We start from the raw sequence: 19,988 nt of genomic DNA, 5'->3' as shown, positions 1-19,988 counted from the left end.
GGGGCAGTGGCGGCACCTGATACGCAGTACCCACAGGCTTCGGCTGGGGCGTGGGCTGCGGCGCTATGTTCGGCAGCGGGATAGAGGGCTGGGGTAGCGGCGGCACCTGATATGCAGTACCCAAAGGCTTCGGCTGGGGCGTGGGCTTCGGCGCTATGTTCGGCAGCGGGATAGAGGGCTGGGGTAGCGGCGGCACCTGATACGCAGTACCCAAAGGCTTCGGCTGGGGCGTGGGCTTCGGCGCTATGTTCGGCAGCGGGATAGAAGGCTGGGACAGTGGCGTCAACACAACGTTATGGTGATCTGGAATCTGCCCCCCTAGTTGTTGATTGGTGGTGGCTGTTCCTGGATTGAGCGTCTGGTGGTCCGGTATCACCGCCCCCGGGTCAGTGGTGCCGGTCGCGCTTTGCTGATGAGTGCACTGCCAGCTCTGGGAGTGGGCGCAGTTGGCACCGGCAATAGCCTGTGAGGTGGCTGTGGCGAGCAGGCTCAGAGTCAGTACGCAGGTCAGATTGGCTTTCATGGCCGGACTCCTCAGAAGTAACGAACCAGTTGCACCCAGGCGCGGTAGTCGCCGTCGATGCCATCGGTGTTTTCGTGAGTGACGGGGTCTTCCACGGGGCTATCGGACATCTGCCAGCCAACCAGCCCGCGCAGCAGCCACTGCTGCTGCCAGGTCTGGGTCAGGCCGATGCCCATGCCATCCAGTGTGACTTCGTTGTGCAGATCCGGATTGTTGCCCTGCCAGTTGGTCCAGGCATCCTCATGGTTCTTGAGCCAGGCCTTCTGATAGAAGACCTCGGCCTGCAGCTGGCCGTTGAGCACGGGTTGAGCGAAGTCATAACGCAGTTCGGTATGCAGCTCCACGGCGCTGTCGCCGCCGACCTCTCCCGGTGGGTAGCCGGCCAGGGAGGTGGGACCGCCCAGGTAGTATTTCTGCGAGGCGTCCAGATTGCCCGAGGCCCATTGCCCGCCGAGCTTGGCATAGAGGGACCAGGGGCCGCTCAGGTGCTGCAGGCGTTGAAGGTAGAAATTGGCCCGGACAAAGCCGCCATCTGTGCCAGGACCGCTGCGGTCGTACTGGCTGAAGTTGTCATTGCCGCGCAGATCGACTTGTCCGGCCGTCAGCGCGAGACCATAAAGCGTCAGGCCGTTGGCCAGCCAGTCGTGATCCTCATCGCCCTCGAGGCCCAGCGTCAGGCTGTCTACATGACGGATGGCGTTGAAGTTCAGGTCGTTGTCGTCCACCAGCCGCAGGTGTGACAGCTCACTGCGCAGGTTGAGGTTGCTGTGCCTGGCGCGGATCAGGGGGTGGGTCAGGTAAAGGCGCAGGTCGCTGGCGTAGCCGTCGGCATCACCCAGATTGTCGATGTTGTCGGTCTGGTAGTCGTAGTAGTCGAGGCTGGCGCCCAGTCGGGTGCCGCTGACCGATACCGGAGCCAGGTAGGTCAGGTAGGCGTAGTTGCTGTCACGTCCGGAGGTGACAAGCCGTGTCACCAACTGATCGCCGGTCTGGCTAGGGCTGTTGAGGTACAGGGTGGTGCCCAGACGCTCACGCCCGGAGTGCTCGCTGCCATAGTTGTCGAAGTCGATATTGCCGCTGAGCAGCGGTTCGTCACTGACCTCGGTGCGCAGCCGCGCCGTGCCGACCTCCTGGCCGGGATAGAGCGTGGAGTTGACGGTCACTCCGGGCAGGTCCTCGACCAGCAGCAGGACGCGCTCCATGTCCTGACGCTGCAGTGGTTTGTCCGGGGAAAGGCGGTCGGCCAGCATGTCGCTGACGATCTGACTGTCGATGCGCTTACCGTTGTTCTCGACCTCCAGGCCAGCGGCCTCCAGTTGGCCTTCATAGACATCCAGGGTGATCAGTCCGTCGTACAGCTGCTGCGGCGGAATGAAGACCTTGGCGGCGAAGTAGCCAGCATCCCGGTAGTGCTGCATCAGGGCACCGGCGGCCTGATGAATCTGCTCGGTATCCAGCTCGCGGCCGCTGTAGGGCTTGAGCACCGCGGCCAGCTCCGCATCGCTGAAGCGGGACACGCCGATCAGCGTATAGCCCTGCACATAGAGGCGCGACTCGCTTGCCCCGGCGGCCTGCTCTGACGGACTGCTCCAGGCGCTTTGCTGGTCTGGCTCGGTCTGAGGGCGGGCCCGCAGATTTTCGCGGGTTTCATCCTGCAAACGTCGCAGTTCGGCACCGGCATTAGTGGCGGCCTGCACGGAATTGGCCAGCAGCATGATGACCGCCAGCGCGGAGAGGGGAAGAGTCCGATTCATGCTCATATCCTGTGGGGGTAGTGTCAGCGGGCTTTGCACTTCATCTCGGGCGCTTCATAGCCCCACACCACGGTGGCCTCGCCCTGATGCTCCCAGAAACTCTCGTTCTGCCCCTGGTAGCGAGCGCCGCTGGCTGCCGGTTGCTGGTACATCAGCGAGCTGCTGTCGCCGAACTCGACTATGGCGGTCGGCGGCTCGGTGCGGAAGAAGCTGGCGACCACTTCCTTGGCTGGATTGCCGTCACACTGGAAGAAAACCGGGTCAGTGGCCTCGATCAGCCGGTAGCGGGCCTGCAGCTCGGCGATGCGCAGGCGGTAGCTGTCGGCGATGCAGGTGGGCTGATCGTCGCTTTTCCAGCAATCGTTGCGGCCCTTGATCCAGCCCCGCTGCTCGGCCTTGAGTACCGGCGGGTGTTCATTGCCGGCCTTCTGCTGCGCGGCCTTGTAGACCTCGGCCATTTTGCGGTCCAGTGCCGAAAGCGATTCGCTTTGGCAGATCTGCGCCTCGATGCTGCCGCTTTCGACCTTGCTGCAATCGAAGGCGGGACCGGCGGCCATTACCTGGCCCAGTGGCATAAGGACGAGCAGAGGAAGTGCATGACGCATGATGATCTCCGTATCCGGACTGACTGACCTCTGCAGCTTAGTCTGTCACACGGCGGGCACGGGAAGCCTGCACGATGCGGCCGGCCGGTACATGCAACTGGGTCAGCAGGTACTCGGCGAAATCCGCCTTGAATGGCTGGCGGGCGATGGCGCCGGCCATGCAGTCGAGCCAGGCCTGGCTATGGACTTCGTCGATCGGCCACTGGGCGTGAAAGGCGGGGATGGCGATGGGGCCGTAGCGCTCGCTGAACAGGCGCGGGCCGCCCAGCCAGCCGCTGAGGAAGCAGGCCAGCTTGTCGCGTGAAGCGGCCAGGTCCTGCGGGTGCATGGCACGGATGGCGGCGGCTTCGGGGCGCTGCTCCATCAGGGCGTAGAAGTCGTCGACCAGGCGGCGCAGGCCATCGATGCCGCCGGCGGCCTGGTAGGAGGCGTCGCCTACGCCATAGGTCGGGGTGTCGGTCATGGGCCTGGGCTCCGGGCAAAAAACGCAGTTTAACCTTCGCCGTACTGGCTGCGGACTGGGGCAGGGCGCCGCAGTGGCCCTGCATGAAAAAGCCCGGCAGGTGCCGGGCTTGTGTTGTGGGTGTTGCGCCGTGCTCAGCGCTGGCCGTTGACCACGCTGGGGCGCGGTTTGAAGAACAGGCTTTCGCCGCGCACCAGGCCGCTGAGGCTGTCGTGGTCTTTGACCACTTCGGCCTCGATCAGCTCGTCCTGATCCTTGATCTTCAGGGTGATGCGGGTGATGGCCCCCAGCGGGCGGATGTCGCGGACTTCGGCCAGGCGGTGATCATCCAGCTCGCTGCGCGACAGCGAGACCTCGTGGGGGCGGAACAGGATGTGCTGGTCGTCGCCCAGGTGCAGGCGGTTGGAGTCGCCGAGGAAGTGGTAGACGAAATCACTGGCCGGCTGCTCATAGACCTCGCCCGGCGCGCCGATCTGCTCGATCACACCCTTGTTCATCACCACGATGCGGTCGGCCACTTCCATGGCTTCTTCCTGGTCGTGGGTGACGAACACGCTGGTCAGGTGGATTTCCTCGTGCAGGCGCGCCAGCCAGCGGCGCAGTTCCTTGCGTACCTTGGCGTCCAGTGCGCCGAAGGGTTCGTCGAGCAGGAGGATCTTCGGCTGCACGGCCAGGGCGCGGGCCAGGGCGATGCGCTGGCGCTGGCCGCCGGAGAGTTGCTCCGGGTAGCGGTCGGCCAGCCAGTCGAGCTGGACCATGTTGAGCAGCTCATGGACCTTCTCGGCGATGACCTTCTCGCTGGGGCGCTCCTTCTTGGGCTTCATGCGCAGGCCGAAGGCGACGTTGTCGAACACCGTCATGTGGCGGAACAGCGCGTAGTGCTGGAACACGAAACCGACGTTGCGGTCGCGCACATCGTGGCCGGAGACGTCTTCGCCGTGGAACACGATGTTGCCGGCATCCGGGGTTTCCAGGCCGGCGATGATGCGCAGCAGGGTGGTCTTGCCGCAGCCGGAGGGGCCGAGCAGGGCGACCAGCTCGCCGCTGTTGATATCCAGATTGATGTTGTTCAGTGCGCGGAAGGCATTGAAGTGCTTGCTGACGTTACGGACTTCGATACTCATGACTTATTCCTCGTCGGCATTCGACTTGAGACGGGACAGACGCGCTTCGCTCCACTGCTTGAGCAGCAGGATGATCAGGGCCAGGGCCAGCAGCAGGCTGGCCACGCTGAAGGCGGCGACGTGGTTGTATTCGTTGTAGAGAATCTCGACATGCAGCGGCAGCGTGTTGGTCAGGCCGCGGATATGCCCGGAGACCACCGACACCGCGCCGAACTCACCCATGGCTCGGGCGGTACAGAGCACCACGCCGTAGATCAGGCCCCATTTGATGTTGGGCAGGGTGACATGCCAGAACATCTGCCAGCCATTGGCGCCCAGTAGGCGCGCGGCTTCTTCTTCCTGGGTGCCCTGTTCCTGCATCAGCGGGATCAGCTCGCGGGCGACGAAGGGCACGGTGACGAAGATCGTTGCCAGGACGATGCCGGGGATGGCGAAGACGATCTGGATATCGTGGTCGCTCAGCCACTGGCCGAAATAGCCCTGGGCGCCGAACAGCAGCACGTAGATCAGACCGGCGATGACCGGCGACACCGAGAACGGCAGGTCGATCAGGGTCACCAGCAGGCTCTTGCCGGTGAACTCGTACTTGCTCACGCACCAGGCGGCCGAGACGCCGAACACCAGGTTGAGCGGCACGGCGATGGCCACGGCCGTCAGGGTCAGCTTCAGCGCAGAAATCGCATCCGGTTCGAGGATGGCGGTGAAGAAGGTGCCGACGCCTTGCTTGAAGGCTTCGCTCAGCACCACCAGCAGCGGCAGCAGCAGGAACAGGGCGAACACCAGCCAGGCGCCGGCGATCAGCAGGCGGCGGGCCAGCGGGTTGCCGCGGCGCGCACTGTTGGCGTTAGCGGTCAGGGTTGCGGATGTCATGCCGGCCTCCTTATGGCGTTTCGATACGGCGCTGCAGCAGGTTGATGGCCAGCAGCAGGATGAAGGAGACCACCAGCATCAAGACGCCGATGGCCGTGGCGCCGGTGTAGTCGTACTGGTCGAGCTTGACCATGATCAGCAGCGGCAGGATCTCGGTCTTCATCGGCATATTGCCGGCGATGAAAATCACCGAGCCGTACTCGCCCACGCCACGGGCAAAGGCCAGGGCGAAGCCGGTCAGCCAGGCCGGCAGCAGGGCCGGCAGCAGCACATGGCGGGCGACCTGCAGCGGCTTGGCGCCCAGGCAGGCGGCGGCCTCTTCGACCTCGCGGGGGATGTCCGCCAGCACCGGCTGCACCGTGCGCACCACAAAGGGCAGGGTGACGAAGGTCAGCGCCAGGGTGATGCCCAGCGGGGTGTAGGCGATCTTCAGACCGATGTCGGCGGCGAGGCTGCCGATCAGGCCCTTGGGCGCATACAGCGCGGTGAGGGCGATGCCGGCCACGGCGGTGGGCAAGGCGAACGGCAGGTCGATCATGGCGTCGATGATCTTGCGGCCGGGGAAGGTGTAGCGCACCAGCACCCAGGCCAGCAGGGTGCCGATCACGCCATTGATCAGTGCAGCGAAGAAGGCCGTACTGAAGGAAAGTTTGAGCGCGGCGAGTACGCGCGGGGCACTGATCACCTGGATGAACTGCGCCCAGGTCAGGTCAGTGGTTTTGAGAAAAAGCGCACCCAGGGGAATCAGCACCAACAGGCTGAGGTACACCAGGGTGTAGCCCAGCGTCAGCCCGAAGCCGGGTATGACGGGGGAGATACGGCGAGACATGGTTTTGGCCTTGGCAGGTTTTGCGACGGAGGAATGACGCGTGACGAGCGAAGGTCAGACAAGGCGAAAGCCGGCGAGGGCAGCGGAGTTTACGGGCTGTAAATGAGCATGCCCGAGCCGGCTTTCAACACAGTATGACCGAGCGCAGTAGCGTCATTGGGCCTGGTAGATCTGGTCGAAGACGCCGCCATCGTTGAAGAACTTCGGCTGAGCGGTTTTCCAGCCGCCGAAATCCTTGTCGATGGTCACCAGCTTCAGGTTGGGGAACTGCTGGGCGAACTCGGCAGCCACCTTCTCGTTACGCGGGCGGTAGAAATTCTTCGCCGCGATGCGCTGACCTTCCTCGCTGTACAGGTACTGCAGGTAGGCTTCGGCGACCTTGCGGGTACCGTGCTTGTCGACGTTCTTGTCGACCACCGATACCGGCGGCTCGGCGAGGATCGACAGGGACGGCGCCACGATCTCGAACTGATCACCACCCTGTTCCTTGAGGGCCAGGAAGGCTTCGTTTTCCCAGGCCAGCAGCACGTCGCCGATCTGGTTGTTGACGAAGGTGATGGTCGAGGCGCGGGCGCCGGTGTCCAGTACCGGGACGTGCTGGTACAGCGCCTTCACGTATTCCTGGGCCTTGGCTTCGCTGCCGTAGTGCTGCTGAGCCCAGGCCCAGGCGGCGAGGAAGTTCCAGCGTGCACCGCCGGAGGTTTTCGGGTTCGGGGTGATGACTTCAACGCCGTCCTTGGTCAGGTCGCCCCAGTCCTTGATGTTCTTCGGGTTGCCCTTGCGGACCAGGAACACGATGGTCGAGGTGTAGGGCGTGCTGGCCTGCGGCAGGCGCTCCTGCCAGTTTTCCGGGATCAGCTTGCCCAGCTTGTGCAGTTCATCGATGTCACCGGCCAGGGCCAGGGTCACCACGTCGGCCTTGAGGCCATCGATCACGGCGCGGGCCTGCTTGCCGGAGCCACCGTGGGACTGCTGAACGGTCACGGCTTCATTGCCCTGAGCGGTCCAGTGCTTGTTGAAGGCCTTGTTGTATTCGACATACAGCTCACGGGTCGGGTCGTAGGACACGTTGAGCAGGGTGGTCTGCGCCAGCGCCGGGGCGGCGAACAGAGCGGAAGCGATCAGGCTGAGGCTGAGGGTGCGAATGGACATGGCTATCTCCTGCGTGCGGCTCTTGGCGGCACGACTCATCTGTAATTGGGGTGTTGCGGTAATGCGTTGGCGAGGGCGTCTAGCGACACATTCGCTGGCAACAGCGACACAGATGCGGAGCGGTCTTGAGGTGCGTGTGCATGGTCGTGCTCTTCTTGTCAGTGGCTCGGTTCATGTCACGCCCTCTGGTGGTCCAGTCGGGCGGGAGGGATCGGTGATCCCGGGTCAGGCCTGGCGGCTGCTGGCCGCTTGCAGGCGGATTTTCTCTTTACGTTCGATCTGAACGATCTGGCTGTTGTGCACGGTGATCTCCACCGCGCCGAAGCGCAGGCCATCCAGGGCGCGGGCGATTTCGCGCAGGGGCTCCGGGGTTTCTGCTTCTTCTTGGGGCTGGGCGCTCATGATGTTCTCCAGGGTATTCGCCAGTCATCGCTGGCTTGGAGCGGATACTAGGGGGTGGTTTGTAATACTTAAAAATACTTTTTTCTGCTTTTTATAGAATCTGAAGGAATATGTGAGTGTGATATGCCTGTCTCGCAGGAATGTAAATATGGTTATAAATAAATAGATATTTATTCTTTTTAGGTTATTAAGGTCGCCGCCTAGACTGCGCTGCATCACGTCACAGCGGAGAGTCGCGATGACCACGACGCCCCTTCATTACCTGATTGTTCCCGGCTGGCAGGGCTCGCCAGAGGAACATTGGCAATCGCACTGGCAGCGCGTGCTGCCCTCAGCATCGCGCGTCGAACAGGCTGACTGGCTGACGCCCGAGCGCGAGGCCTGGGTCGCCGAACTCGGTCGTGCCATCGCGGCCGCGCCGGCCGAGGTGGTGCTGATTGCCCATAGCCTGGGCTGCATCACGGTCGCCCACTGGGCGGCCCAGGCCGATGCCCGCGCTCTGGCCAGGGTGCGTGGTGCGCTGCTGGTCGCACCTGCGGATGTCGAACGACCCAACTGCCCGCAGGCGCTGCAGGGCTTCGCACCGATCAGCCGGCAACTGCTGCCCTTTCCCAGTCTGTTGATTGGCTCCAGCAATGATGCGGCTGCCAGCGCCGAGCGCGCCGGCGAACTGGCGGAGCAGTGGGGCAGTGGCTGGGTGATCCTGCCGCAGGCCGGGCATATCAACGTGAAGTCAGGCCACCGCACCTGGGAACAGGGTTTTGCCTGGCTTTATCGCCTGCAGGAGCGCATCGAGTGCGCCGCGCGGCGACAGGCCTGAGGAGGGCGCATGGGTATTCCACCAACGGCCGGGCTGATCAGCTTTGCCGAGAGCGACCGCAGCCCGCTGAGCATTCGCGCCCGCGCGCTGGTGTTCATCGACCCGCGCTCGCGACGCCTGCGCGATGAAGTCGAGGCACTGGCCGAGGGCGAGCAGCCGCTGCTGATCCGTGGTGAAACCGGTACCGGCAAGGAGCTGCTGGCCCGGCATATCCATCGGCAGAGCCAGCGCTCGGGATTGTTTGTGGCGGTCAACTGCGGCGCCCTGAGCAAGAACCATGGCGCCGCCGAGCTATTCGGTCATGCCGGTGGCCGCCTGATCGGGCCGAGCAGCCGCGCCGGCTGGCTGGGCTCGGCGCAGGGCGGCACGCTATATCTGGATGAGATTGCCGACCTGTCACTGACCCTGCAACGGCGCCTGCTCAAGGTGCTGCAGCGCGGCGAGGTGCAGCGCGAGGGGAGCAATCACAGCCTGCCGGTAGAGGTGCGCCTGCTCGCGGCCAGCAGCCTGGACCTGTCGCTCGCGGTGCGTGCCGGCACTTTCGATGCCGAGTTGTTTGCCCTCTTGCAGCAGGGCGAGCTGCTGCTGCCCGCATTGCGTGAGCGGCCAGGCGATATTTTGCCGTTGGCTGAGTACTTCCTCGGCGTGTATGCCGACCGGCTCGATCTGCCGCTGCCCGAGTTGAGCGAGGCGGCCCAGGATGCGCTCCTGGCTCACCGCTGGCCGGGTAATACCCGCGAGCTGGAGAACGTGCTGCATTTCGCCTTGCTGGTCGGGAAGGGTGGGGTCATTGAGGTCAATGATCTGCAGCTGCCCGTTTGATTAGCTACATGAAAAAGCCCCGCAGTGCGGGGCTTTTTCATGCGTGGCAGCCTTACTCGGCCGCCTGCTCCACCCGCGCCTTGGGCTTGGGCGCGAAGCGCGCGGCCAGGCGCATGGTGGTCACTACCAGACGCTGGTACAGCGCTGGCAGCGAGCGCTGCATCAGGTCGGTGGCCACGGCGTCGCCGCCGATAAGGATGCGCCGCTGGTTGCGCCGCACGCCGTTGAGGATGACCTCGGCGGCCTTCTCCGGGGTGGTGCGCAGCAACTGGTCGTGGAACTGGCTGCGGGCGGTGTCAGCGTCCTGGCCGGTGACTTTGCTCAGGCTGTCGTTCATCCGCGCGGTCTTGGCGATGTTGGTCTTGATCCCGCCCGGGTGCACGCAGCTGGCCGACACGCCGCAGGCGTCCATGTCCAGTTCCTGGCGCAGCGCTTCGGTGAAGCCGCGCACGGCGAACTTGGTGGCGTTGTAGGCGCTCATGCCCGGCTGGGCGAACAGGCCGAAGATGCTGGAGATGTTGATGATATGACCGTCGCCAGTGGCTTTCAGGTACGGCAGGAAGGCCTTGGTGCCGTGCATCACGCCCCAGAAGTTGATGTTCATGATCCACTCGTACTCGGCATAGTCGCTGCCTTCGACGGTGCCGGCGTGAGCCACTCCGGCGTTGTTGAAGATCAGGTTGACCTTGCCGAACTCGCGCACCACTTCGTCGGCCCAGGCGTGCACGGCGGCGCGGTCGGCGACGTTGACCACCGTCTTCAGCACCTTCACACCCTGTTGGCGGGCCGCCTCGGCGGTTTCTTTGAGGCCGGCGGCATTCACGTCGGAGATCGCCAGATTGCAGCCCTGACCCGCCAGGTTCAGCGCCAGGGCGCGGCCGATGCCGGAGCCGGCACCGGTAATGGCCGCCACTTTGTTGATAAAGGAATTCATGCCAGAGCCTCCTCGGCCGTTTCGACTGGTTTGGTTTGAGCGGCCTGCACCGGTGCCAGCAAGGGATTGTCAACGCGATTGAAATGATAGGCAGCCGGGTCGAAATGCTTGGTCAGCATGCGGAAGCGCCAGGTGAAGCTTGGCCACAGGCTGGTGTTGCGCCCACTGACCGGATGCAGGTACCAGCTGTTGCAGCCGCCGGCATTCCACACGCTGTGGCCCAGGCTGCTGTGCAGCTTGCCGTTGAAGGCGTCCTGCGCTTCGCGCTTGGGCTCCAGCGAGTCGAGGTTGCGTTCATTGAGCAGGTCGAGGGCGCCGAGGATGTACTGGATCTGCGATTCGATCATGTACACCATCGAGTTGTGGCCGAGGCCGGTGTTCGGGCCCATCAGGAAGAACAGGTTGGGGAAGCCGGCGGTCATGGTGCCTTTGTAGGCTTCCGGGCCGTGCGGCCAGCTGTCGACCAGATCGAGGCCGTTGCGGCCGTGGATGGCTCCGCGCGGAATCGGATCGGTCGGGGTGAAGCCGGTGCCGAAGATAATGGCGTCGACTTCACGCTCGCTGCCGTCGCTGGCCAGGATGCTGCCGGCGCGGATTTCGCTGACACCGTCGGTGATCACGTCGACGTTGGCCTGGGCCAGTGCCGGGTAGTAGTTGTTGGAGATCAGCACGCGCTTGCAGCCCATGATGTAGTCCGGGGTGACCTTGGCGCGCAGGACCGGGTCCTTGATCGAGCGGCCGATATGCCACTTGGCTACCAGCGAGGCCAGCTTCATCACTTTGGGTGCCCAGGCAAAGCCCAGCACGCGGCTTTCCAGTACGGTGTAGATGCCACCGCGCCAGAGTTTTTGCAGCAGCGGGAAGCGCTTGAAGCGCTCGCGCTCGGATTCTTTGATCAGGCGGTCCGGCTTGGGCATGATCCACGGCGCGGTGCGCTGGTACAGGTCGAGGCGGGCCACGTCCTTCTGCAGCTCGGGGACGAACTGGATGGCCGAGGCGCCGGTGCCGATCACCGCCACGCGCTTGCCCTTGAGGTCATAGTCGTGGTCCCACTGCTGGGAGTGGAAGACCTTGCCCTTGAACTTCTCCAGGCCCTTGAGCTTGGGAATCGAGGGGATGGACAGGGCGCCCATGCCGGAGACGACGAACTGCGCACTGTAGTGGTTGCCGGCTGCGTCCTGGATGCGCCACAGCTCGGCGCGTTCATCCCACTGCAGCTGGGTGACGGTGGTATTGAGCAGGGTCTTGTCCTGCAGGCGGAAGTTTTCCCAGCAGCCTTCCAGGTAGCGCTTGATCTCCGGCTGCGGGGCGAACATGCGCGTCCAGTTCGGGTTGGGCGCGAAGGAGAAGGAGTACAGGTGCGATTGCACGTCGCAGGCGCAGCCCGGGTAATGGTTGACGCGCCAGGTGCCGCCAACGCCGGCTTCCTTTTCAAAGATCAGGAAGTCCTGCTCGCCTTTCTGTTTCAGGCGGATGGCCATGCCGAGGCCGGAAAAACCACTGCCGAGGATGGCGATCTTACAATGGCGGGCAGCAAGCTGAGGTGAAGCGGGCGCGTTCATAACCAGTCTCCTGTTATCGTTATGGCTGGTGTATACAAGTGTCTACACGGTAGACGTGTGTATACTTGCCAGCAAGCCCCATTGCCACAAGCCAACCTAAGGTAGGGATATGGATGTAGAGGTCACGGCACAGCCACTGGCTGTCGAAAAAACCAGCGAGGCGCCCGGCAAGCGTCTGCTGATGGAGGCGGCATTGCGCCTGACCTCCACCAGTCGCAGCCTAAGCAGCCTGGGCTTGCGCGAACTGGCGCGGGAGGCGGGGCTCAATCCCAATACCTTCTACCGGCACTTTCGTGACGTCGATGATCTGGGCCTGGCGGTTATTCGTGACATTTCTACCCAGCTGCGCGAGCCCCTGCGGGCCCTGCGTCGGGAGGCCGCGGCGCGCGCCGATCAGCGGCAGAAACTACGCCTGCCGAAACTGTTCGGCATCGACCTGGGCCGTGGCCGGCGGGTGACCCACGAGACGGTGCAGCTGTTCTTCGACTTCGTTGATCAGCATCCGGCGGCGTTTCTGATCGGGGTGCGCGAGCTGCACGGGGCGTCGCCGGTGATGCGCGAGGCGCTGTCGGCGGTGATGGCCGAGTTTGCCCAGGACATGGTCGAGGACATTCAGGACTTCAAGCTGCTGCCGAGCATCCTGGCCGAACATGAAGTGCGTCAGGTCACGCAGCTGGTCAGTCAGACGCTGTTCCAGCAGTCGCTGGATTACCTCGGCCAGTCTGAGCGGCGCCAAGCCATCAGGCTGCTGGCCGAGGAGCAGATCATGCTGCAGTTCGCCGGCGCCGCCGTGCTGAAGAGCCTGGGGCAGCTCAATCTGCCGGCGGTGTGATAGCCCGTAATGTGCCCGTCAAAATCTCATCCCCCAATTGATCGTTTAGCCGCTGCAGGGAGTTGCCATGACCGTGCCGTATCAGGAACAGGCTGATCGCGAACAACGTTTTGTCTGGCTGGAGGATCAGGGTACCGATTTCCCCTTCTATGCGGGGCAACCGGCCGGGCTTGCTGTTTGGCAGTGGTGCCTGCTGATACTGGCGGTGTCCGGCGGCTTTGCCGCCCTGATACTGCCTGTCAGTTGGCCAGGCGGTGCATTGGGTGCGTTCATCCCGGCCTTGCTGTTGTCTGCGATCCCTCTTGGCGCACTGGCGCAGATGTGCCCGCAGCACTGGCGCAAACTGTTTGGCCCAGTAGGCTGGCGTGAGTTCCGGCTGATGTGCGGCTTTGCTCTGCTCAACCTTGTGGTGAGTATGACGGCCGGTCTGCTGCTCAAGTCCATGGTCGGGGTCGAGAGCAACCAGGGGATTGCCGGTTTGACCGATCTGGAGGCACCGGCGCGGGTGTTGTTCTTTGCCCGAACGGCGTTGCAGTTGCTGGGCGAGGAAGTCATGACCATCCTGCCCTTTCTGGCGCTACTGGCTCTCTGTACGCGCGGCTTGGGCATGGGGCGCCGATCAGCCATGGTAGTAGCGTGGCTGCTGTCGGCCGTGCTGTTTGGTCTGGCCCACTTGCCAGCCTATGGCTGGAATCTGCTGCAGTGCCTGGTTGTGATCGGCAGTGCTCGTCTGGTACTGACCCTGCCGTGGATCATGACCAAGAATCTCTGGGTATCGACTGGCGCGCATGTCATCAACGACTGGCTGCTGTTCGGCATGGGCATGCTGGCGGCCACCTTGGCCAAGACAGGGTAAGCGGTCGTCGCCCATGCAGTCCGGGGGGGCGGTTACTGCGTGATGGAACGCCAGTGAGTTGCATCACGCAGGCATCCGCCGACTGTCGTTATGCCCAGTCTGTTCAGCGAGGCACGCACTTCATCTCGGGGGCTTCGTAGCCCCAGACTACGGTGGTGACGTCCTGTCCCTCAGTCAGCGTTTCGTTGCGGCCGAGGTATTGCGAGCCGTTGCCTGAGGGCTGCAGGAACATCAGCGAGCTGCTGTCGCCGAACTCGACCAGAACGGTCTTGGGTTCGGTGGGGTAGAAGGTGGCGATGACTTCCTTGGCCGGGCTGCCATCGCATGCGTAGTGAACCGGCCCCTTGCCAGCAATCAGCTGATAGCGCGCCTGCAGCTCGGCGGTGCGCTGGCGATAACTGTCGGCCACACAGGCATTCCTGTCCTCACTCTTCCAGCACTCATCGCGGCCTTTGATCCAGCCACGCTGCTCGGCCTTGAGCAGGTTCGGGTGCTGGTTGACGGCCTTCTTGCTGGCGGCCTTGTAGGCATCGGCCAGCTTGAGATCCAGGTCGGTCAGTTCCGGGCTCTGGCAGACCAGTTCCTCGGTGCTGCCTTTGTCGACCTTACTGCAGTCGAAGGAAGGGCTGGCGGCCAGTACCGGCAAGCCAGGCAGCAGGGCGGCACAAAGCAGGGCAAAGTGCAGGTGGGATTTACTCATCTAGGAATGCCTCTTGAGTGACAAGAACATGTCTTTGCAGACTGCCCGAAGATGCCTTGCGCGTCACTGTGATTGCGCCAACCTGGCATGGTCGCAGATCAATAAAGAAACTGATGGCTGAGCTAATATGCCGACCTCAGTGCATGTGTTCCTCGCTGGCTGATGCCTCTGGAGTCGATGGTGAATCTCGTCAAACCCCGCAGCTTTTTACTGGTGCTGTTGATCGGTGCGTTGGCCTGGGGAGCGACACAGGTGATGGAGCAGACGCCAGAGTCACCGGCTGTCGCTGAACCGGCTACCGAGCCAGTCGAGTCAGGCTTGCTCACCATCGACCCGGCCGAGGTGCAGAAACCCTGGCAGGGTGATCTCGACGGCATGGTCGAGCGCCGGATGATTCGCGTGCTGACGGTCAACAGCAAGACCTTTTATTTCATGGACAAGGGCACTCAGCGTGGCTCCGCGGTGGATTTCTTCCGGGCCTTCGAGGAACAGCTGAACAAGCAGCTGGCCGCGCAGAACAAGCTCAAGCACAAGCACCTCAAGGTGCGGGTGGTGTTTGTGCCAGTCAGCCGCGATCAACTCCTGCCGGCGCTGGCCGAAGGGCGTGGCGATGTGGTGGCCGCCAACCTCACCATCACGCCGGAACGCCAGCAGCTGGTGGATTTCACCGAAGCCGGCATGAGCAATGTCAGCGAGGTGCTGGTCAGCGGGCCGTCTTCGCCGGCGGTCAGCAGCGTCGATGACCTGTCAGGCAAGCAGGTCTTCGTGCGCAAGTCATCCAGCTACTACCAGAGCCTGCTGGCCCTCAATCAGCGCCTGAAATCCGCAGGGAAGGCTTCGGTGCAAATCAAGGAAGCACCGGAGGTGCTTGAAGACGAGGACCTGCTGGAGATGCTCAATGCCGGCCTGGTTACCCTGCTGGTAGTCGACAATCACAAGGCGCGCTTCTGGAAGCAGATATTCCCGGCACTGACTGTCCATGAGGATATCGTCCTGCGCTCCGGCGGCCAGGTGGCCTGGGCGCTGCGTAAGAACAGCCCGCAGCTCAAGGCGGTGCTGGATGATTTCGTCAGGCAGAACAAGATCGGCTCCTCACTGGGCAATCAGGTGCTGACCCGCTACCTGAAAAACACCCGCTATGTGAAGAATGCCGCTTCCGAGGCTGAACGGCAGAAGTTCCTCAACCTGATCCAGTATTTCCAGAAGTACGGTGACCAGTACAACGTCGACTGGCTGCTGATGGGCGCCCAGGGCTATCAGGAGTCGCAGCTCGATCAGAATGCCAAGAGTGCCGTCGGCGCCATCGGCGTGATGCAGCTGATGCCGGCCACCGGCAAGGACATGCAGGTCGGCGATATCCGTCAGACCGAGGTCAACATCCATGCCGGTATCAAGTACATGCGCTGGATGATCGATCACTACTACGACAAGGAACCCATGACCGCGTTGGACAAGGCGCTGTTCGCCTTCGCCAGCTACAACGCCGGGCCGGCGCGGGTCGCTTCGCTGCGCAAGGAAGCGGCCAGGCGTGGCCTGGACCCCAATGTCTGGTTCCACAATGTCGAATACGTGGCGGCGGAAAAGGTCGGCCAGGAAACAGTCACCTACGTCAGCAATATCTACAAGTACTACATCGCCTATCACCTGATGATGGAAAACCGGCAGGCGCAGCGTGAGGCGCGCGAGGCCTTGCAGCGACCGAAGCCTTGAACCGGCGCGCTGCAGCTAACGCTTAAGCGAGAAAGAGCCGGTACACGGCAATCGGGTATGCCGTGCTGCACTCAAACACCCTATCTGTCGCCGGACTGGGGCCATCCGTTCAAGGATGGCCGGTCAAAACCCCGGCCAGAGGCCTTAGTGGCTGCCGGCGGGCTTTTTCTTGATGGTCTTGACCAGGTCTTCCGGGGTGATGAAGCCAACCATGCTGGCGTTGCTGCCCGGCTGCGGCTGATGGAGGATGTGGCCCTTCATCTTGCCGATGATGTGCATCTCGCAGGGCTTGCAGTCGAACTTCAGGGTCAGCACCTCATCCTGGTGGATCAGCTGCATGTCCGCCACCTTGGTACGCACACCGGTAACGCCCTTGGCCTGCTTGGGGCAGAGGTTGAAGGAGAAACGCAGGCAGTGCTTGGTGATCATCACCGGTACTTCGCCGCTTTCCTCGTGGGCCTCGTAGGCCGCGTCGATCAGCTGCACGCCGAAGCGCTGGTAGAAGGCGCGGGCTTTTTCGTTGTAGACGTTAGCGAGGAAGGTCAGGTGCGACTCCGGATACACCGGCGGCGGCATGCTGACCGGCTTGCGGCTGCCGCGTGGGTGCGAGGCCACGCGGGCTGTGGTGAGTGCCTCGATGGCCTCGCGGCGCAGGGCCTTGAGCTGCGAGTTGGGCACGAACAGCGCATGCGGCGCGTCGATCTGCACGTCGCCGGTGTAGTAGATAGTGGTGCCCAGCTTGCTCAGGGTGTCGGCCAGCTGGCTACGAGCTTGTTCGGCATCCTTGGCCGGGCCGAACGGGCCGGACTGGCTGACCGATGCCGTGCTGCCGTCCTCGCTGGTGACCCTCAGGCGCAGTTCGGCTTCGCCTAATTCGATCTGCCAGCTCACCGCCACGCGGCGCTCGGAGGAAGTCTTGAGCAGCGCCTGCTGCCAGTTGTGGTCGAGGTTGCGGTTGAGCACCTGATGCGGGCGCAGCTGTTTAAGCTCGGCCGGCATCTCGTTGGGCACCACGCGGTACTGCCACTGCGTGCTGCCTTCTTCCTTGACCTGGGCCAGCTGCTCCACGGTGTTGGCGCGGAAACCCACCACCTCACGCTTGATCAGCACGTTGAGGCCGTCGCCGTTATTCAGCTTCTCGCTGGTCTGCACGGTCAGGTCGTGTTTGCCGACCTTGAGCACCTCGCCCACCGGCAGACCGACGAACTTGGGCGACTCGAAGGCGCCGATGTCGATCTTGCGGTCGGTGACGAAGTAGTCGGTGCTGCCGCGGTGGAAGGTCTTTTCCGTGTCCGGGGTGAAGAAGTGCTCGGTGCGGCCGCTGGAGCTGCGCGCCAGTTCCGGGCGCTGGGTGAGGATGGCGTCCAGTTCCTGGCGGTAATGAGCGGTGATGTTCTTCACGTAGCTCATGTCCTTGTAGCGGCCCTCGATCTTGAACGAGCGCACGCCGGCATCGACCAGATGGATCAGGTTGGCGGTCTGGTTGTTGTCCTTCATAGACAGCAGGTGCTTGTCATAGGCCACCACGCGGCCCTGGTCGTCCTTGAGGGTGTAGGGCAGGCGGCAGGCCTGGGAGCAGTCGCCGCGATTGGCACTGCGCCCGGTCTGCGCGTGGGAGATGTTGCACTGCCCGGAAAACGCCACACACAGGGCACCATGGATGAAGAACTCGACGGCGACATCGACGCTGTCGCTGATGGCGCGGATCTGCTCCAGGTTCAGCTCGCGGGCCAGGACGATCTGCGAGAAGCCAGCCTGGGAGAGGAACTTGGCCTTGTCCAGGGTGCGGATATCGCACTGGGTGCTGGCATGCAGCTCGATCGGCGGGATGTCCATTTCCATCACGCCCATGTCCTGCACGATCAGCGCATCGACGCCGGCGTCGTAGAGCTGGTGGATCAGCTGGCGCGCCGGTTCCACTTCGTCGTCATGCAGAATGGTGTTGATGGTGACGAACACCTTGGCGTGGAACAGGCGGGCAAATTCCACCAGACCGGCAATGTCCGCCACACTGTTGCTGGCGTTGTGTCGCGCACCGAAGCTTGGCCCACCGATATACACGGCATCGGCGCCATGCAGGATGGCTTCCTTGGCGATGGCGGCATCGCGTGCAGGGCTGAGCAGTTCGAGGTGGTGCTTGGGCAGGGACATGGTTTCAGGCTTCGGCTGGGGATCGGTGAACAGCCGGGCATTTTAGCGTGAAAGCGGGCGCTGTCTGCGCCTAAAACAGGTCGTTGAGCGGGTGCTCGTCGGTCCGGGCTGGGCGTGGCTTGGGATGAGAGCGGTGCTGCGGGAAAAAAGCCGGCTGGGTCCTGCATCCCTGCGCGTTGGCACAGAGATGAAGGACCCAGCCGGTAGAAGTTCGCTCCGGGGAGCGCGTCGGGAACACAGGGGGAGGCTGGCCGCAGAGGCGGCCAGCCGAAGCGCTTAGTTGGTGAAGCCGAGCTTGGCGCGCCAGGTTTTTTCCAGGGTGCGGGTGTCCTGCTGGGCCGGGTGGAATCCAGGCTTGTAGTACTGCAGGTAAGGCTTGATCAGGCCGGTGATGTAGCCGTTGCGAGGGCCGAACAGGGTTTTCAGGCCGTACTTCCAGCTCTTCCAGTTGAACAGTTGGCCGTCCTTGCGCAGCAGGTCGACCTGGAACCAGGCGATCACACCGAGGAACAGGATGGTGGTCAGCAGCATGGTGCTGGTGCGCAGCCAGTAGCCGCCGCCGATGGCCTGGTAGACGTCATAGGCCACCGATTTGTGTTCGTTCTCTTCGATGGCATGCCACATCCACAGCTTGTACATGCGCGGATCGGTCATCTGCATGTTGATGTCTTCGCGGATCAGCAACTGCTCGGCCATGGTCGCGGTGAAGTGCTCAAGGGCGCAGGTGGCGGCCACGCGCATCTTCTTGGTGGTGATCTTGGTCACCCACTCCATCAGCACCTTGATGCGCAGCTCAAGGGTATGCAGGTCAATGTTGTAGGCCTCGGCATACTCGTTGTAGGTGGCGTGCTCCTTGGAGTGCATCGCTTCCTGACCGATGAAGGCGCTAATATCCTTTTGCAGCTGCGGGTCCTTGATCTCCTCGCGTACGCCGCGAACGCTGTCGACGAAGAACTTCTCGCCGTAGGGGAACAGCGAGGACAGGTTGTTCATGAACTGGGTCATGAACGGGTTGCCGCTCCACCAGTACTTGCCGGTGTCGGCGAAACTGAAGTCCATGCGGCGCACCGGGAAGTTGGCGCGGATCTGTACGCTCGGGGCGGCGGTTTCGGCAGTCATGGGGGCGAGCTCCTCTGTTCTGAGCCTGCAGCGTGGCAGGTGCATTCTTGTATGGGCACTTCGCCAAGACACGGATGACTGTGTCATTGGTTGATGTAATTGTCATAAAAGATGCGACCGTCCGCCGCCAACTTAGGGTGGGCGGTGGGCTCTGTGTGAGCGACTGGGTGTTACCGAGGCGCGTGGTGCGAGGGTCAGGCTTCGTCGAGGGCGAAGGCGGTCAGGCAGAAGGTGGGGATACCGGCGTCCTGCAACAGGGTGGAGCCACCCAGTTCCGGCAGGTCGATGATGGCGGCGGCCTCGAACACCTGGGCACCCAGACGGCGTACCAGGCGGGCGGCGGCGAGCAGGGTGCCGCCGGTGGCGATCAGGTCATCGAAGATCAGTACCTTGTCGCCGTCGCACAGGCTGTCGGCATGCACTTCCAGCAGGGCCTGGCCGTACTCGGTCTGGTAGGCCTCGCCAATCACGTCTGCCGGCAGCTTGCCCTGCTTGCGGAACAGCACCAGCGGGCGGTTGAGTTCGTAGGCGATGATCGAGCCGATGATGAAGCCGCGCGCATCCATGGCGCCAACATGGCTGAAGTCGGCTTCCACATAGCGCTGGATGAAACTGTCCGCGACCATGCGCAAGGCGCGGGGCGACTGGAACAGGGGGGTGATGTCGCGAAACACTACGCCCGGCTTGGGGAAGTCCGGCACCGGCCGGATCAGCGACTTGATGTCACATTCGTCGAAAATCATCGGTGCCAGCCTCCCGC

At 63.1% G+C, this 19,988-nt stretch carries 19 protein-coding genes and 1 pseudogene; 5 read left to right on the top strand and 15 right to left on the bottom strand.

Annotated elements, in window-relative coordinates; genetic code table 11:
* The 9 genes and pseudogenes from HNP49_RS18805 to HNP49_RS05635 form a co-directional block, all read right to left on the bottom strand.
* Positions 1 to 523 (bottom strand): annotated as a pseudogene (locus HNP49_RS18805) (hypothetical protein); the annotation flags it as partial.
* 11 nt (positions 524 to 534) lie between these two features.
* Entirely contained in the window at positions 535 to 2,277 is a 1,743-nt protein-coding gene (locus tag HNP49_RS05670) for a ShlB/FhaC/HecB family hemolysin secretion/activation protein (RefSeq protein WP_184681408.1), read from the bottom strand.
* Positions 2,278 to 2,300: 23 nt separating this feature from the next.
* Positions 2,301 to 2,882, bottom strand: coding sequence for an MliC family protein (locus tag HNP49_RS05665; RefSeq protein WP_184681406.1), 582 nt, complete (start codon positions 2,880 to 2,882; stop codon positions 2,301 to 2,303).
* A 37-nt stretch (positions 2,883 to 2,919) separates the two neighbouring features.
* Positions 2,920 to 3,345, bottom strand: coding sequence for a group II truncated hemoglobin (locus tag HNP49_RS05660; protein ID WP_184681405.1), 426 nt, complete (start codon positions 3,343 to 3,345; stop codon positions 2,920 to 2,922).
* 134 nt (positions 3,346 to 3,479) lie between these two features.
* Positions 3,480 to 4,469, bottom strand: coding sequence for a sulfate/molybdate ABC transporter ATP-binding protein (locus HNP49_RS05655; RefSeq protein ID WP_184681403.1), 990 nt, complete (start codon positions 4,467 to 4,469; stop codon positions 3,480 to 3,482).
* Between the two features lie 3 nt (positions 4,470 to 4,472).
* Positions 4,473 to 5,339 (bottom strand): sulfate ABC transporter permease subunit CysW, encoded by an 867-nt coding sequence (gene cysW, locus HNP49_RS05650; RefSeq protein ID WP_184681402.1) that lies wholly within the window; start codon positions 5,337 to 5,339, stop codon positions 4,473 to 4,475.
* A 10-nt stretch (positions 5,340 to 5,349) separates the two neighbouring features.
* On the bottom strand, positions 5,350 to 6,168 hold the full coding sequence (cysT, locus tag HNP49_RS05645) for a sulfate ABC transporter permease subunit CysT (protein ID WP_184681400.1): 819 nt from the start codon (positions 6,166 to 6,168) through the stop codon (positions 5,350 to 5,352).
* Positions 6,169 to 6,321: 153 nt separating this feature from the next.
* Positions 6,322 to 7,320 (bottom strand): sulfate ABC transporter substrate-binding protein, encoded by a 999-nt coding sequence (locus tag HNP49_RS05640; RefSeq protein ID WP_184681398.1) that lies wholly within the window; start codon positions 7,318 to 7,320, stop codon positions 6,322 to 6,324.
* A 225-nt stretch (positions 7,321 to 7,545) separates the two neighbouring features.
* A complete protein-coding gene (locus HNP49_RS05635) occupies positions 7,546 to 7,722 on the bottom strand; it encodes a DUF2292 domain-containing protein (RefSeq protein ID WP_184681395.1) in 177 nt (58 codons plus the stop codon).
* Between the two features lie 238 nt (positions 7,723 to 7,960).
* Here HNP49_RS05635 and HNP49_RS05630 point away from each other — a divergent pair, with 238 nt between their 5' ends.
* Together HNP49_RS05630 and HNP49_RS05625 are read left to right on the top strand one after the other, a co-directional pair.
* The gene (locus tag HNP49_RS05630) at positions 7,961 to 8,542 is read left to right on the top strand and encodes an alpha/beta hydrolase (RefSeq protein WP_184681393.1); all 582 of its coding nucleotides are present in this window, start codon (positions 7,961 to 7,963) and stop codon (positions 8,540 to 8,542) included.
* Positions 8,543 to 8,551: 9 nt separating this feature from the next.
* Complete coding sequence (locus HNP49_RS05625; RefSeq protein WP_184681391.1) at positions 8,552 to 9,364, top strand: sigma 54-interacting transcriptional regulator; 813 nt, start codon at positions 8,552 to 8,554, stop codon at positions 9,362 to 9,364.
* Between the two features lie 52 nt (positions 9,365 to 9,416).
* Here the strand turns inward: HNP49_RS05625 and HNP49_RS05620 are convergent, their stop codons facing one another.
* Together HNP49_RS05620 and HNP49_RS05615 are read right to left on the bottom strand one after the other, a co-directional pair.
* Positions 9,417 to 10,298: an SDR family oxidoreductase gene (locus HNP49_RS05620; protein WP_184681389.1), complete on the bottom strand. Its 882-nt coding sequence runs from the start codon at positions 10,296 to 10,298 to the stop codon at positions 9,417 to 9,419.
* Positions 10,295 to 11,860 carry an NAD(P)/FAD-dependent oxidoreductase gene (locus HNP49_RS05615; RefSeq protein WP_184681387.1) on the bottom strand — a complete coding sequence of 522 codons (1,566 nt, stop codon included), beginning with the start codon at positions 11,858 to 11,860 and terminating at the stop codon, positions 10,295 to 10,297. Before HNP49_RS05615 ends, HNP49_RS05620 begins: the two co-directional genes overlap by 4 nt.
* A gap of 109 nt (positions 11,861 to 11,969) precedes the next feature.
* Here HNP49_RS05615 and HNP49_RS05610 point away from each other — a divergent pair, with 109 nt between their 5' ends.
* Together HNP49_RS05610 and HNP49_RS05605 are read left to right on the top strand one after the other, a co-directional pair.
* Positions 11,970 to 12,692, top strand: a complete 723-nt coding sequence (locus tag HNP49_RS05610; protein ID WP_184681385.1) for a TetR family transcriptional regulator — start codon at positions 11,970 to 11,972, stop codon at positions 12,690 to 12,692.
* A 67-nt stretch (positions 12,693 to 12,759) separates the two neighbouring features.
* Positions 12,760 to 13,548, top strand: coding sequence for a CPBP family intramembrane glutamic endopeptidase (locus HNP49_RS05605; protein WP_184681383.1), 789 nt, complete (start codon positions 12,760 to 12,762; stop codon positions 13,546 to 13,548).
* A 103-nt stretch (positions 13,549 to 13,651) separates the two neighbouring features.
* Here the strand turns inward: HNP49_RS05605 and HNP49_RS05600 are convergent, their stop codons facing one another.
* On the bottom strand, positions 13,652 to 14,248 hold the full coding sequence (locus tag HNP49_RS05600) for a lysozyme inhibitor LprI family protein (RefSeq protein WP_184681381.1): 597 nt from the start codon (positions 14,246 to 14,248) through the stop codon (positions 13,652 to 13,654).
* 180 nt (positions 14,249 to 14,428) lie between these two features.
* Between HNP49_RS05600 and HNP49_RS05595 the strand changes: the two genes are divergently transcribed.
* Positions 14,429 to 15,958: a lytic transglycosylase F gene (locus HNP49_RS05595; RefSeq protein WP_221445120.1), complete on the top strand. Its 1,530-nt coding sequence runs from the start codon at positions 14,429 to 14,431 to the stop codon at positions 15,956 to 15,958.
* Positions 15,959 to 16,102: 144 nt separating this feature from the next.
* On the opposite strand, the gene HNP49_RS05590 is transcribed toward HNP49_RS05595, so the two are convergent.
* The 3 genes from HNP49_RS05590 to HNP49_RS05580 all read right to left on the bottom strand — a co-directional run bounded on the left by HNP49_RS05590 (position 16,103) and on the right by HNP49_RS05580 (position 19,971).
* The gene (locus tag HNP49_RS05590; protein WP_184681377.1) at positions 16,103 to 18,109 is read right to left on the bottom strand and encodes a U32 family peptidase; all 2,007 of its coding nucleotides are present in this window, start codon (positions 18,107 to 18,109) and stop codon (positions 16,103 to 16,105) included.
* Between the two features lie 276 nt (positions 18,110 to 18,385).
* Positions 18,386 to 19,228: a metal-dependent hydrolase gene (locus HNP49_RS05585; protein ID WP_184681375.1), complete on the bottom strand. Its 843-nt coding sequence runs from the start codon at positions 19,226 to 19,228 to the stop codon at positions 18,386 to 18,388.
* 194 nt (positions 19,229 to 19,422) lie between these two features.
* Positions 19,423 to 19,971 carry an adenine phosphoribosyltransferase gene (locus HNP49_RS05580; protein ID WP_184681372.1) on the bottom strand — a complete coding sequence of 183 codons (549 nt, stop codon included), beginning with the start codon at positions 19,969 to 19,971 and terminating at the stop codon, positions 19,423 to 19,425.
* Between the last annotated feature and the right edge of the window lie 17 nt (positions 19,972 to 19,988).

The sequence above is a fragment of the Pseudomonas fluvialis genome (genome assembly GCF_014207935.1).
In the GTDB taxonomy this organism is placed as follows: domain Bacteria; phylum Pseudomonadota; class Gammaproteobacteria; order Pseudomonadales; family Pseudomonadaceae; genus Aquipseudomonas; species Aquipseudomonas fluvialis_A.
Note: the sequence above shows the minus strand (reverse complement) of the source record. Positions and strands in the feature narration are given on the sequence as shown.

Excerpts from the sequence above, each read along its gene's own strand:
- HNP49_RS05670 (WP_184681408.1), bottom strand. The coding sequence starts at position 2,277 with ATGAATCGGACTCTTCCCCTCTCCGCGCTGGCGGTCATCATGCTGCTG.
- HNP49_RS05665 (WP_184681406.1), bottom strand. The coding sequence starts at position 2,882 with ATGCGTCATGCACTTCCTCTGCTCGTCCTTATGCCACTGGGCCAGGTA.
- HNP49_RS05660 (WP_184681405.1), bottom strand. The coding sequence starts at position 3,345 with ATGACCGACACCCCGACCTATGGCGTAGGCGACGCCTCCTACCAGGCC.
- HNP49_RS05655 (WP_184681403.1), bottom strand. The coding sequence starts at position 4,469 with ATGAGTATCGAAGTCCGTAACGTCAGCAAGCACTTCAATGCCTTCCGC.
- cysW (WP_184681402.1), bottom strand. The coding sequence starts at position 5,339 with ATGACATCCGCAACCCTGACCGCTAACGCCAACAGTGCGCGCCGCGGC.
- cysT (WP_184681400.1), bottom strand. The coding sequence starts at position 6,168 with ATGTCTCGCCGTATCTCCCCCGTCATACCCGGCTTCGGGCTGACGCTG.
- HNP49_RS05640 (WP_184681398.1), bottom strand. The coding sequence starts at position 7,320 with ATGTCCATTCGCACCCTCAGCCTCAGCCTGATCGCTTCCGCTCTGTTC.
- HNP49_RS05635 (WP_184681395.1), bottom strand. The coding sequence starts at position 7,722 with ATGAGCGCCCAGCCCCAAGAAGAAGCAGAAACCCCGGAGCCCCTGCGC.
- HNP49_RS05630 (WP_184681393.1), top strand. The coding sequence starts at position 7,961 with ATGACCACGACGCCCCTTCATTACCTGATTGTTCCCGGCTGGCAGGGC.
- HNP49_RS05625 (WP_184681391.1), top strand. The coding sequence starts at position 8,552 with ATGGGTATTCCACCAACGGCCGGGCTGATCAGCTTTGCCGAGAGCGAC.
- HNP49_RS05620 (WP_184681389.1), bottom strand. The coding sequence starts at position 10,298 with ATGAATTCCTTTATCAACAAAGTGGCGGCCATTACCGGTGCCGGCTCC.
- HNP49_RS05615 (WP_184681387.1), bottom strand. The coding sequence starts at position 11,860 with ATGAACGCGCCCGCTTCACCTCAGCTTGCTGCCCGCCATTGTAAGATC.
- HNP49_RS05610 (WP_184681385.1), top strand. The coding sequence starts at position 11,970 with ATGGATGTAGAGGTCACGGCACAGCCACTGGCTGTCGAAAAAACCAGC.
- HNP49_RS05605 (WP_184681383.1), top strand. The coding sequence starts at position 12,760 with ATGACCGTGCCGTATCAGGAACAGGCTGATCGCGAACAACGTTTTGTC.
- HNP49_RS05600 (WP_184681381.1), bottom strand. The coding sequence starts at position 14,248 with ATGAGTAAATCCCACCTGCACTTTGCCCTGCTTTGTGCCGCCCTGCTG.
- HNP49_RS05590 (WP_184681377.1), bottom strand. The coding sequence starts at position 18,109 with ATGTCCCTGCCCAAGCACCACCTCGAACTGCTCAGCCCTGCACGCGAT.
- HNP49_RS05585 (WP_184681375.1), bottom strand. The coding sequence starts at position 19,228 with ATGACTGCCGAAACCGCCGCCCCGAGCGTACAGATCCGCGCCAACTTC.
- HNP49_RS05580 (WP_184681372.1), bottom strand. The coding sequence starts at position 19,971 with ATGATTTTCGACGAATGTGACATCAAGTCGCTGATCCGGCCGGTGCCG.